Here is a 12,832-nt window from a genome sequence, read left to right as displayed (position 1 = left end):
TAATGCAAAGAAAGCGCTATGGAAGAAATCAGAAAAATCGATCTGGCTTTTTTAAACAGATATTATGACAGTGGTCGCTCCAACATTCTTGTAGTCTACGGACACAGGAATGTGGAGCAGAACTCACTGCTCTTTAAATTCATTGAGAACAGAAGAAGTGTCTTTTACACAGCGAGATCAGTTTCGAGCCTGGAGCAGATAAAGCTCTGGGAAAAAGAGCTGATGGATAATAACCACAGCTTTGGGGCAAATCCCACTTATACTGATATTTTTGATCTTGCTATCGGAAATGCGGGCAGAAATCCCGTAATATTTGTCATTAAGAATTTCGAATACATAATCAAATCATCTGAGAGTTTTATGAAGGAACTGGTGAGCTTTGTCGAGAAGAACGGCAAGTTCAGGCAGATCCTTGTTCTGCTTGTAAGTAACGATGTTTCCTGGGTAGAAAACAGCATGGTTCAGAGTCTTGGCTCTTTGTCTTCAAGCCTTGCGGGATTCAGAAAGATAAAGCCCCTGCCTTTTTCGGAGATGAGAAGCTATTTCAGGAACATGCCCTACAGGGATGCTGTTTTGACCTACTCTGTACTGGGCGGGCAGACGCTGCTCTGGAGATATTTTGATGACGCTCTGTCTTTTAAAGAGAATGTCTGCAAGAATATTCTTGATCCGGGTTCATTCCTGTACGGAGAGGCTCTTCGCCTCACACAGTACAGCTTAAGGGAGACGTCGGTCTATCATACGATTCTCTCGGAGATGGCTCAGGGAGCCAATAAACTCAATGATATTTATCATGCCACAGGCTTTTCGAGAGCCAAGATTTCAGTCTATTTAAAGACACTTATCCATCATGATTTTGCATACAAAGCATATTCATTCGGAAATGCCGGAAGGGAAAACGTCATGAAGGGCGTATACAAGATACAGGACCCGCTTCTTGACTTTTATTTCAGGTTTATCTTCCCGAATGAGAGCAGTTTATTACAGATGCCCGCAGACAAATTTTATGATATATTTATATCTGCAGGAATTCAAAATTACGTGAGTGATCACTTCAGAGATGTCTGCCGTGAGTACATTTTCCGGCTTGAGGAGAGAGGTCTTTTCCCATTCGAGATTGGAGATGAGGGCGAGTGGATAGGCAAGGAAGGCAACATTGACATAATAGCTCAGAGTGATATGGGAGATACTGCTCTCGGAATCTGTTCGTGGCAGAAACAGATAACCCATGCGGATCTCGACAGGCTTGAATACTGCGCTAAAAAAGCAAGACTTGAGGGAGATGTTATCTATCTCTTTTCCACAGCGGGCTTTGATGACTGGATCATTGATGCGTCACTTAAGCCCGGCAGTAGATTGAAGCTGATAGGGATAGATGAGCTGACGAATGGCTAATAAATCTGTATATATTGCTGAGAAACCCAGCGTTGCACAGGCATTTGCCGGTGCGCTAAAAATAAATTTTTCCAGGAGAGATGGTTACCTGGAGTCTGACGAAGCTATTGTTACATGGTGTGTCGGACATCTGGTAACCATGAGCTATCCTGAGGTCTATGATGAGAAATACGCCAAGTGGTCTTTTGACACACTTCCATTTATTCCCGATACATACAAGTATGAAGTAATCGGGAATGTCTCGAAACAGTTCAACATAGTAAAAGGTTTACTTAACAGAGATGATGTTGATACGATTTATATATGCACCGACTCGGGAAGAGAGGGTGAGTATATCTATCGTCTTGTTGACATGCAGGCAAATGTTAAGGGCAAAAAAAGAAAACGTGTGTGGATAGATTCTCAGACTGAGGATGAGATACTGCGCGGCATAAGAGAGGCCAAGGATGACAGTGAGTACGATAATCTTGGGGCTTCTGCATTTCTGCGCGCCAAGGAAGATTATCTGATGGGAATCAATTTCTCAAGGGCTCTTACTCTGCGATATGCGTATTCAATCAAGAATTACCTTGGGCTTGATAAGTGTGTGATCAGCGTGGGGCGTGTAATGACCTGCGTCCTTGGAATTGTCGTAGACAGGGAGCGAGAGATAAGAAACTTTGTTAAGACACCGTTCTACAGAGTGCTTGCAGGTGTCATGGCAGGTGGCAAGAAGTGTGATGCGGAGTGGAGAGTATCTGCGGATTCGCACTTTGAAGGCTCACCGGAGCTGTACAGCGAGAAGGGCTTTAAGACAAAAGAGAGTGCCGAAAAGCTTATAAGGGAAGTGGGCACTGAAAACAGAAGAGCCACTGTAGAGAAATGCGAGACCAAAAAAGAGGTAAAGAATCCGCCACTTTTATACAACCTGGCTGAGCTGCAGAATGACTGCTCAAGATTCTTTAAGATAAACCCTGATGAGACTCTGGCAATAGCGCAGGAGCTTTATGAGAAAAAGCTCACAACCTATCCGAGAACCGACGCGAGGGTTATGTCCTCAGCTATAGCCAAGGTTATCGACCAGAATATAAAAGGACTTGCATCCTATGAGCCGTGCTCGGTTTTTGCCAGGGCGATACTGCAGCATGAGTCATACAAGGGTATAGCGAAGACCAGATATGTCAACGACAAAGCAATAACAGACCACTATGCTATTATTCCGACAGGTCAGGGACTTTCAGCAATTTCTTCATTAAGTCCCACATCCGCCAAAGTTTATGAGATAATAGTAAGGAGGTTTCTTGCAGTTTTTTATCCGCCTGCAACATATCAGAAAGTGGCATTGGAATTATCGCTGCCAAACCTTGATAATGAAGGAAAGAGAGAACACTTTTTTGCCAACTTCAAGATCCTTACGGCCAAGGGATACCTTCACGTAATGGATTACTCCTTCTTCAAAAAGAAGGACAAAGACAGCGAAGAGGATACGGCTAAAGAAGGTGAAGAGGCAGAGCAGACTGTAACGGATGAAGAGCTCTTTGAATACCTGAAGAAGATCAAGAAGGGCGATGAACTCGATGTATCATCTTTCGAGATCAAGGAAGGCGAGACTTCCCCGCCGAAGAGATACAATTCCGGAACCATAATCCTTACCATGGAAAATGCCGGACAGTTCATAGAGGATGAGGAACTCAGAGCTCAGATAAAGGGCTCCGGAATCGGCACCAGTGCTACGAGAGCCGGAATTCTAACCAAACTTGTTAATATCAAATATCTGAATCTGAACAAGAAGACTCAGATAATAACTCCCACACAGATGGGAGAAATGGTATACGAGACTGTTCTCTGCTCCATGAAGCCCATGCTCAATCCGGCGCTTACAGCCAGCTGGGAGAAGGGGCTTACGGGAGTTGCTGATGGCTCTATATCAGAAAAAGAGTACCAGGAAAAACTCAACGATTTTGTTACAAAGAGGACCAACATGGTAAAGCAGAACGACTACAGAAGTGCTCTGAAGTCCAGGTTTGACTATGTTGCACCGTTTTACAAAACCACCAAAAAGGAAAAGAAGAATGGAAGAGCACAAAGCAAGTAAAAAGAGAAACCAGTTACCACTTTTTCTTCTTACATTATGTATATTAATGGCTTCCATTGTGCCGGCTTTTACTGTCTATGCAAGTGAAGAGCCCAAGATTGTTAAAGTCGGCTATTTTGAAAATGAGATATTCCAGGAAGGCGCCGGGGACGGTCAGGTGCGCAAGGGATATGCTTATGAGTATTACCAGAAACTCTCAGAGTACACGGGCTGGGAGTATGAATATGTCTATGGCAGCTTTGCAGAATTGTACAATAAGCTGTTGTCAGGTGATATTGATTTTCTGGCAGGTCTTGCCTATACACCGGAGAGGGATGGCCTGGTAGGTTATCCTAAATTCTCCATGGGAACCGAGACCTACAATCTGGTCAAACATTCCGATGATAATTCAATTACCGTGATTCCTGCTTCTCTCGGAGGAAAGAAGATCGGAGTTCAGGAGAGTGCCATTGTTTACACATTAAGGGACTTTTTGAAAGAGCATAATGTACTTTCACAGGTAGTTACTTATAAATCTGCCTATGAGATGGTTGCAGCTTTTGACAACAATGAAGTCGATGTTTATGTAGCTGAGAGTAACGGCTCATACGAGAGAGAAAATGCAGAGCTTTTATATGCTTTTGGATCAACCGAGTACTACCTTTGTGTAAACATAAAAAGAAGAGATCTTCTGATTGAGCTGAACAATGCTCAGGAACAGCTCATGATTGAGGAACCCAATTATCTGAACGCCCTGAACATCAAGTATTATCCCTCCAGTATCGCCAGCAGGACATTTACTGAAGCTGAGAAGAGCTGGCTCAGGGAACATGAGACTCTGACTGTCGGATATCTTAAAGATTATCTGCCATATTCGGATATGGACGAAAATGGTAATGTGACCGGTCTTGTTAAAGATCTGGTCCCAAAGATGTTACAGGACCTTGGCATAAGCAGTGTCTCAGTAAGCTATGTGGGATTTGATAAGTACGACGATATGATCGCCGCAATAGGAAATGAGGAAATTGACACCGCATTTCCTGTCGGAGGAGGCTATTATTACTCTGAAGAAAATAACATCTATCAGTCCAACGCCGTATTGTCATCCACAACGGCTATTGTTTATGCCGGAGAGTACACAGAATCCAAGCTGTCGTCCTTTGCACTCAATAAGAACAATAGCATGCAGTATTATTTTGTTAAGACAAATTTCCCCAATGCTCAGGTTACTTTCTATGATTCAATCGATGATTCGCTGAAGGCTGTGCTTGATGGCAAGGCAGGTTGCACCACTCTTAACGGAATGCGTGTCAACAATCTGCTCAAGAACCGTAAGTACAGAGATCTGTCAGTCAAGCAGCAGAGTATGGCTGATGACAGATGCTTTGGCGTCCATCTTGGACAAAAGGGCCTTCTGAAGCTTATTAACAGAGGTCTTAATGTAGTCGGCAATGATCAGATACAGGATATGGCGCTTCGCTATTCCGGTGAACTTTACAAATATGATCTGAAGGATTCAATCCTAGATAATATGTGGTTTGCTGTTCTGATCGTATTTGTCATTTCACTCATTATAGTTGCCTCACTTATCAAAGAGGTTATTTCCAACAAAAGACGCGCAGCCGAGAGAGAGGCCGATGCAAAAGAGCTCCAGAAAAAGAACATTCAGCTCGGTATAGCTGTTAAGGAGGCAGAAGAAGCCAATAAGGCCAAGGACGATTTCCTTTCATCCATGTCCCATGACATAAGAACCCCTATGAATTCAATTCTCAGTATGAACGAGATGATATTGAGGGAGTCAAGAGATGAGAATATCCTTGAGTATTCGGGGCATATCCTGTCTTCCGGCAAGACACTGTTGGGACTTATAAATGATATCCTCGACTTTACAAAGATTGAAGCCGGCAAAATGGAAATTGTACCGGTGGAATATGAGATATCATCCGTACTCAATGATCTGGTGAATATCGCCAAGTCCATGACGGAGGAAAAGGGTCTTTCACTGGAACTGAACATAGACAACTCATTGCCTAATTATCTCAGGGGCGATGAGATAAGAATTAAACAGGCGGTTACCAACCTTATCACCAACGCTGTCAAGTACACTAATGTGGGAACAGTAACCATTGGTCTGGAATTTGCCAAGATCCCGGGCAACACGAAGAGTGCTCTGTTTAACTTCAGTGTAAAAGACACAGGAATAGGAATTAAAGAAGAGGAGATCAGCAAGATCTTCGAAGCCTTTGAAAGACTGGACAAAAATAAGAATCACGGAGTTGAGGGAACGGGGCTTGGAATAACCATTACTCAAAGACTTCTGAACCTGATGGGATCTACGCTTGAAGTTGAAAGTACGTACGGTGTCGGTTCCACCTTCAGCTTTACCATTAAGCAGGAAGTACTTAAGTGGGATGAGGTCGGCGATTTTGAAGCTGCCTTCAGAAAGTCCATCGTTGAGAGAAAGAAGTACAAAGAGAAGTTTACAGCACCGGATGCCAAGGTACTTGTGGTAGATGATACGCCTGTTAATCTGACAGTATTTAAGAACCTGCTCAAACATACAAGACTGCAGATTGATGAGGCAAATAGTGCAGATGAGTGCATCGAACGCTCTATGAAGAAAAAATACGATATCATCTTTTTGGATCATATGATGCCTCATAAAGATGGTATCGAGGCTCTTAAGGAGCTCAAGTCGATTAAGGATCATCCCAATATCGATACTCCGATCGTGTGCCTGACTGCCAATGCAATTGCAGGAATGAGAGAGGTATATATCTCGGCAGGATTTGACGACTATCTTGCCAAGCCGATAGATCCTGCAGCTCTGGAAGAGATGATAGTCAAGTACCTGCCTAAGCAAAAGATAGCTTTTTCAGCCAAAACAGAGGATACGGGTCGAAAGAACGATGAAATTCCCATGGCACTGTATGAACTTGAGGGACTCAATGTATTTATTGGCATCAAAAACTGCGGGGATAAGGCTTCTTATCTCGAAACTCTCAGAACATACAAGGAATCTGCGCCTCAGACGATTTCTGACATAGAAGCTTACTGGGAGCAGCGTGATATATTGAATCTTACGACCATGGTGCATGGAATCAAGAGCTCTTCAAGGACTATAGGAGCTTCAGAGCTGGCTGATCTTGCTGAAAAGCTTGAGAAGGCAGGAAGGGTCGGAGATGAGGAGACACTTCTGGAGGGACTTGGAGATCTGATGCTCCTCTACAGAGATCTTACAAACAGGATCGTGGTTCCCGAAGTCAAGCCGGTAAGCGAAGACGGCAAGCCTGTCTTTGACAAGAACGAGCTTAAGAACATCTATGTCAGCCTTAAGTCTCACCTTGATAACGGACACTATAACGAGGTGGAGAGCATCGGAGAGCTACTAAAAGATGCGCATGTTCCCGATGATGAAAAGCAGAGAGTAGACAACATAGTAAGAGTTATTTCGGACTATGACTACGATGATGTATACAAATACATCTGACACTAAAATAAATGTTAAATTTATGTCATATCTGTTGAAAAGTGCTTTGTTTTATGCAAAAATAGGTATTGGCATGGGCAAGACATGCAAAAAACGTGAGTGAGTAATGCAAATTACTTTACAATACGAAAGGAGATTTTCACATGATTTACTCAACAGAGGTAAAAAACATGTGCCCTGTAACACAAGGGGTACACCATGGCGCAGCTCCCATTCCGGAAGAGGCAAAGTGGGTTAAGTCAAAAGAAATAAAGGACATTTCCGGCTATACACACGGTATCGGCTGGTGCGCTCCTCAGCAGGGCTGCTGCAAGCTTTCCTTAAATGTTAAGGACGGTATCATTCAGGAGGCACTTGTTGAGACTATCGGATGTTCAGGAATGACACATTCAGCAGCTATGGCTTCTGAGATTCTTCCCGGACTTACAGTTCTCGAGGCTCTTAACACAGACCTTGTTTGTGATGCTATCAACACAGCTATGAGAGAGCTTTTCCTTCAGATCGTTTACGGAAGAACACAGTCTGCATTCTCTGAGGACGGACTTCAGATCGGTGCAGGTCTTGAGGATCTTGGTAAGGGTAACCGTTCAATGGTTGGTACAACATACGGAACACTTGAGAAGGGACCTCGTTACCTTGAGCTTACTGATGGATATATCACAGATATCGCTCTTGATGAGAACGATGAGATTATCGGATACAAGTATGTTAACTTTGGTAAGATGATGGACTTCATCAAGGCCGGTGATGACGCTAACACTGCTCTTGAGAAGGCTAAGGGACAGTACGGACGTGTTAACGATGCAGTAAGATGCATCGATCCCAGACATGAATAATAGGTAAGGAGGAAAATATATAATGGCTTTATTTGAATCATATGAAAGAAGAGAGCCCCAGATCCTGGCTTGCCTTAAGGAGTATGGGATTTCTTCCATCGAAGAATGTAAAGAAATAACAATGGCAGCTGGCATTGATGTATACAGCCTCATCGAGGGCATTCAGCCTATCTGCTTTGAGAACGCAAAGTGGGCTTACACAGTAGGTGCAGCTATCGCAATCAAGAAGAACTGCCGCAAGGCTGCTGATGCAGCTGCTGCAATCGGTATCGGTCTTCAGGCTTTCTGTATCCCCGGATCAGTTGCTGATCGTCGTAAGGTAGGTCTTGGACATGGTAACCTTGGTAAGATGCTTCTTGAAGAGGATACAGAGTGCTTCGCATTCCTTGCAGGTCACGAGTCATTCGCTGCTGCTGAGGGTGCTATCGGTATCGCTGAGAAGGCTAACAAGGTTCGTCAGAAACCTCTTAGAGTTATCCTTAACGGTCTTGGAAAAGATGCTGCTCAGATCATTTCACGTATCAACGGCTTCACATACGTAGAGACAGAGTATGACTACTACACAGGTGAGGTTAAGGAAGTATTCAGAAAGTGCTACTCCAAGGACGCTAATTCACCTCGTGCAAAGGTTAATTGCTACGGCGCTAACGATGTACAGGAAGGTGTTGCTATCATGTGGAAGGAGAACGTTGACGTATCTATTACAGGTAACTCAACCAATCCTACAAGATTCCAGCATCCTGTAGCAGGTACATACAAGAAGGAGCGTACAGAGGCCGGCAAGAAGTACTTCTCAGTTGCTTCAGGCGGTGGTACAGGACGTACACTTCACCCTGATAACATGGCTGCAGGTCCTGCTTCTTATGGTATGACAGATACTATGGGACGTATGCACTCAGATGCTCAGTTCGCAGGTTCTTCATCAGTTCCTGCTCACGTTGAGATGATGGGTCTTATCGGCGCAGGTAACAACCCTATGGTTGGTATGACAGTTTCAACAGCAGTTTCTATCGAAGAGGCTGCAAAGGCTGGTAAGTTTTAATATCCGCAAATAATAAGGGCACGACCGAAAAGGTCGTGCCCATTTTTTATCTTCTCTTATCAGGATATTTCTCGTAGAACAGGTTCTTGTCCTTATACATTTCCTCATCGGCATATCTCATGGCCAGTCTCAGCCTTCCGCTTGATTCGTCGTGATAATATCCGATAGCAAAGTGCAGCCATTCAGGATCACTTGCCTGTTCCCTAAGGATTCTGATCTTTTCCTCGAATTGAGGTTTGCTGTTAAAGGAGATGATGGTAAATTCATCACCGCCTGCTCTGTAGATCTTATCATCCGGGAATATTTTTTTGAGAACGTCCGCAGCATATACAAGCAGCTTGTCTCCCTGATCATGTCCGCCGTTGTCGTTGATGGTCTTGAGGCCGTTCAGGTCACAGAATGCAACGTTAAAAGGTTGAGGACAGATCTCGAGTTTGATGGAAAGCTCGTCTACGTTGACGTTCATGCAGTTTCTGTTAAATACGCCTGTGAGCATATCTACATTGCTGAGATATTCAAGCCTTTCCAGGAAGGTATGATTTGCAACCTCAGCTGTCAGGAAGAAGGATACCAGTTCGATGGTCTGTTTGATCCTTTCCATATCATCAACATCAAAGTTAGTGATGTAAAGATATCCTGTAATAACCCCATTGTGAATAAGAGGGAAGAGACAAAGGCTTGTCACATTGTTGGCTCTTAAAGTAGATACCCAGGGACCTGCAAGCTTTTCGTAGTGAGCCATATCGGCTTCATCTTTTATAATGATACTGTCGGTTTCTCTGCAGAGCTTTTCCCAGCTGTCAACTATTTCATATGGTATATGAGCGAAGATGTCTTTTATGCAAAGCTCATCATTTCTAACGGATTCACTTATAACGTCGAATTCCTGCTGGTCACTTAAGACGGTTATGATAGCAGCAGCATATGACTTGGTATATTCTCTGAGGTCTTTTATGACTGTATTGATACTTTCTGAGAAGTCTTTTTCGTTTCTGAGTTCAAGACAGGATTTAATGACAAAACTTGAGATGTCAGGAGATACTGACGCAAACTTGCCGGTATCCATTTCTCTGTTGAGAGTATACATGAACTGGCAGTATCTTACGTCGGGATCCTGTTCATCTTCGCAGCCCGGACATACTACAGGGAATAGAAGATCCTCTGTCCAATACCCATACATCTTGGTCGTATCTACATAGGTATGGATATGCTTACCGTTCCATGCCGCATCAAAAACAATCGCCTCAAACTTTGGCTCTTTCGGCAGGTGAGCGGTGTAGAGCTGTCCCTCGATGACCTCATCAAAATCATCATAGCTGATATTACGGTCATGCTCAGTTTCTATAAAGAGGTCATAATAGCTCTTTTTAAATATGTCGTTTATAGCAAAGAAGCGTATCTCTCCGCAGGTTCCGTCGGGATTCTTCCTGACTGAGAGAACGCTGGCGGGCATTGTGAATGTATTAAGACTAATTTTAAAGCTTTTATAGATCTGATCAGACATTTGTGCCTCCAAACAAACGACAAGACGTTAATATTTGTACTATTATATATTATCATAAAATTGTACCCTGTGATATGAAAAGACTATTAAAAATAAGCTATTTAATCAGCTGTAAGAATGAAGTATAATTTACTGAAAAGGAGGAGAGTGTATGAATGTCTCATTACCGATTATCTGGTTGATCATCACAGTTGTTATGTCAGTAATCGAATTAATGACCATGGGACTTGTCACCATATGGTTCGCTGCCGGAGCGGTTGTAGCTCTTTTGCTGGCTCTTATCGGAGCCCCGTTGTGGCTGCAGGTAACTGCATTTTTGGTGGTTTCGGTAGTTGTACTGGTCCTTGTAAGGCCTATTGCTGCTGCTCATTTTAACAATAGGATCAAGAAGACCAATATCGACGCCGTAATAGGCAGGAAACTCATTGCCAAGACCGATATAGACAATCTTCATGGAACAGGTAAAGTGGATATGGACGGCTCAACCTGGCTTGCTGCCTCAAACGTAGATAACATCGTTATTAAGGCAGGAGAAGAGGTTAAGGTTGTAGAAGTCAGAGGAGCAAAACTTATTGTTGAAAGGGAGGGCTTATAATGGCAGCCGCAGTAATTGCAATTTTTGTTGTTTTAGTAATCATTCTTTTAGCTACAAATATCAAGATCGTACCACAGGCTCATTCTTATGTCGTTGAGGAGCTTGGTGCATACAAGGAGACATGGGATGTAGGTCTTCATTTCAAGATTCCTTTTATTGACAGAGTGGCAAGACAGGTGGATTTGAAGGAGCAGTATTGTGACTTCCCGCCTCAGCCTGTTATCACTCAGGATAATGTTACAATGCAGATCGATTCAATCGTATTCTTCAGAATTTCAGACCCCAAGGCTTATGCATATGGTGTAAGAAATCCTATCGGTGCTATTGAGAACCTTACAGCTACAACTCTTCGTAACGTAATCGGATCACTTACTCTTGATGAGACACTTACTTCAAGAGATCAGATCAATGCTCAGATGCAGGATGCACTGGACATTGCTACCGACCCATGGGGAATCAAGATCACAAGAGTAGAGCTCAAGAACATCAATCCTCCGGAGCAGATCAGAGACGCCATGGAGAAGCAGATGAAGGCTGAGCGTGAGAAGAGAGAGAAGATCCTCTTTGCAGAAGGTGAGAAGCAGTCACAGATCACGGTTGCAGAAGGTGAGAAACAGAGTAAGATCCTTCAGGCTGAAGCTGACAAGCAGGCTACAATCCTCAGAGCTGAAGCTGAGAGAGAGAAGAGAATCCGTGAGGCTGAAGGTCAGGCTGAAGCTATCAAGAGCATTCAGAAGGCTAATGCTGAAGGTATTACAATGCTTAAAGAGGCCGGAGCTGATGAATCGGTTCTCACACTTAAGAGTCTCGAGGCGTTTGAGAAGGCTTCAAACGGACAGGCTACCAAGATCATTGTTCCATCAAATATCCAGGGCATTGCAGGCCTTGCAGAATCAATAAAAGAGATAGTTAAGTAATGACAAACGATTTCGCGGTTTTTAGTGACATACATGCCAATCATACAGCTTTTCAGGCTGCGATTGATTTTTGCATGGGCAGAGGCATAACCAACTTTATACTTCTTGGCGACTTTGTCACTGACTGTCCGTATCCTCAGAAGACCATGGAGTTGATATATGTGTTGAAGCAGTACTTCAATACCTATATTATCCGTGGGAATCGGGAGGAGTATCTTTTAAACTATAAGAATTCCGGAGCCGGTAAATGGAGAAAGGGCTCTGCCAGCGGAGCACTTCTCTACACCTATGAGAATCTCTCAGGCAAGGATTTTGATTTCTTTGAGTCATTGCCTAATTACGGAACATATCAGGTCAAAGGGATACCCGGTTTTGAGTTCTGTCATGGCTCGCCGACCAACACCAGTGAGCTTTTGTACAGGGAAAAGAGGAATACCAAGAAGGTACTTTCACACCTCAAGGAGGGAGTTCTTCTTCACGGACATACTCATATTCAGGGAACCTATGTATACAGGGGCAAAAAGGCAATTAATCCGGGATCCATAGGAATCCCCTGGTACAATGAGGGTAAGACCCAGTTCTGCATACTTCACGGAAACGGTAAGGCATGGGAAGAGGAATATATTCAGCTGGACTATAACAGAAAAGAAATCCTCAGGGAATTCAAGGAATGCGGACTTCGTGAGATCGCACCTGCCTGGGCAGCTGTAACAATGCACACCATCAGGACGGGAGTTGACCTTAATCAGACAGTTCTTTTACGTGCCATGAGGCTTTGCGAGCAGGAGAGAGGAACTGTAAAATGGCCCAATATACCTGAAAAATACTGGGCAATAGCTCTCAAAGAGAACAATATTGATCTTAAGGGTAAGGATATACCCAAAAAAGAAGAGGAGACTTAACGTCCAATGTCATTAAGTTAAGGGTGACGGAAATAAGACTCTTATACCAGAAATGGTATAGGGGTCTTTTTTTCTGCGAAAATAGTTGACAGAATGAA

The 12,832-nt window shown here is 43.5% G+C and carries 9 protein-coding genes; 8 read left to right on the top strand and 1 reads right to left on the bottom strand.

Going from position 1 to position 12,832, the window contains the following annotated elements; all coding sequences use genetic code 11:
- Window positions 1-18: 18 nt before the first annotated feature.
- The 5 genes from G590_RS0109320 (at window position 19) to G590_RS0109300 (ending at window position 8,816) form a co-directional block, all read left to right on the top strand.
- Window positions 19-1,395 (top strand): ATP-binding protein, encoded by a 1,377-nt coding sequence (locus G590_RS0109320; protein WP_022765398.1) that lies wholly within the window; start codon window positions 19-21, stop codon window positions 1,393-1,395.
- A complete protein-coding gene (locus G590_RS0109315) occupies window positions 1,388-3,469 on the top strand; it encodes a DNA topoisomerase (protein ID WP_022765397.1) in 2,082 nt (693 codons plus the stop codon). Before G590_RS0109320 ends, G590_RS0109315 begins: the two co-directional genes overlap by 8 nt.
- Entirely contained in the window at window positions 3,447-6,938 is a 3,492-nt protein-coding gene (locus G590_RS20590) for a response regulator (RefSeq protein ID WP_022765396.1), read from the top strand. Before G590_RS0109315 ends, G590_RS20590 begins: the two co-directional genes overlap by 23 nt.
- A 143-nt stretch (window positions 6,939-7,081) precedes the next feature.
- On the top strand, window positions 7,082-7,774 hold the full coding sequence (locus tag G590_RS0109305) for an iron-sulfur cluster assembly scaffold protein (RefSeq protein ID WP_022765395.1): 693 nt from the start codon (window positions 7,082-7,084) through the stop codon (window positions 7,772-7,774).
- A gap of 22 nt (window positions 7,775-7,796) precedes the next feature.
- Entirely contained in the window at window positions 7,797-8,816 is a 1,020-nt protein-coding gene (locus G590_RS0109300) for a GGGtGRT protein (RefSeq protein WP_022765394.1), read from the top strand.
- 46 nt (window positions 8,817-8,862) lie between these two features.
- On the opposite strand, the gene G590_RS0109295 is transcribed toward G590_RS0109300, so the two are convergent.
- Window positions 8,863-10,320, bottom strand: a complete 1,458-nt coding sequence (locus tag G590_RS0109295; RefSeq protein ID WP_022765393.1) for a GGDEF domain-containing protein — start codon at window positions 10,318-10,320, stop codon at window positions 8,863-8,865.
- 151 nt (window positions 10,321-10,471) lie between these two features.
- On the opposite strand from G590_RS0109295, the gene G590_RS0109290 reads away from it, so the two are divergent.
- From G590_RS0109290 to G590_RS19010, 3 genes are read left to right on the top strand one after another with little or no spacing between them, the layout of a single operon-like run.
- Complete coding sequence (locus G590_RS0109290) at window positions 10,472-10,915, top strand: NfeD family protein (RefSeq protein ID WP_022765392.1); 444 nt, start codon at window positions 10,472-10,474, stop codon at window positions 10,913-10,915.
- The gene (locus tag G590_RS0109285) at window positions 10,915-11,832 is read left to right on the top strand and encodes an SPFH domain-containing protein (protein WP_022765391.1); all 918 of its coding nucleotides are present in this window, start codon (window positions 10,915-10,917) and stop codon (window positions 11,830-11,832) included. Before G590_RS0109290 ends, G590_RS0109285 begins: the two co-directional genes overlap by 1 nt.
- Entirely contained in the window at window positions 11,832-12,734 is a 903-nt protein-coding gene (locus G590_RS19010) for a metallophosphoesterase family protein (protein WP_022765390.1), read from the top strand. The genes G590_RS0109285 and G590_RS19010 overlap by 1 nt, the downstream gene beginning before the upstream one ends.
- The last annotated feature ends 98 nt before the right edge of the window (window positions 12,735-12,832 follow it).

This window comes from Butyrivibrio sp. XPD2006 (genome assembly GCF_000420865.1).
Lineage (GTDB): Bacteria > Bacillota > Clostridia > Lachnospirales > Lachnospiraceae > Butyrivibrio.
Note: the sequence above shows the minus strand (reverse complement) of the source record. Positions and strands in the feature narration are given on the sequence as shown.

What these genes read in the sequence shown, in the direction of transcription:
- G590_RS0109320 (WP_022765398.1), top strand. Translation starts at nt 19, where the DNA reads ATGGAAGAAATCAGAAAAATCGATCTGGCTTTTTTAAACAGATATTAT.
- G590_RS0109315 (WP_022765397.1), top strand. Translation starts at nt 1,388, where the DNA reads ATGGCTAATAAATCTGTATATATTGCTGAGAAACCCAGCGTTGCACAG.
- G590_RS20590 (WP_022765396.1), top strand. Translation starts at nt 3,447, where the DNA reads ATGGAAGAGCACAAAGCAAGTAAAAAGAGAAACCAGTTACCACTTTTT.
- G590_RS0109305 (WP_022765395.1), top strand. Translation starts at nt 7,082, where the DNA reads ATGATTTACTCAACAGAGGTAAAAAACATGTGCCCTGTAACACAAGGG.
- G590_RS0109300 (WP_022765394.1), top strand. Translation starts at nt 7,797, where the DNA reads ATGGCTTTATTTGAATCATATGAAAGAAGAGAGCCCCAGATCCTGGCT.
- G590_RS0109295 (WP_022765393.1), bottom strand. Translation starts at nt 10,320, where the DNA reads ATGTCTGATCAGATCTATAAAAGCTTTAAAATTAGTCTTAATACATTC.
- G590_RS0109290 (WP_022765392.1), top strand. Translation starts at nt 10,472, where the DNA reads ATGAATGTCTCATTACCGATTATCTGGTTGATCATCACAGTTGTTATG.
- G590_RS0109285 (WP_022765391.1), top strand. Translation starts at nt 10,915, where the DNA reads ATGGCAGCCGCAGTAATTGCAATTTTTGTTGTTTTAGTAATCATTCTT.
- G590_RS19010 (WP_022765390.1), top strand. Translation starts at nt 11,832, where the DNA reads ATGACAAACGATTTCGCGGTTTTTAGTGACATACATGCCAATCATACA.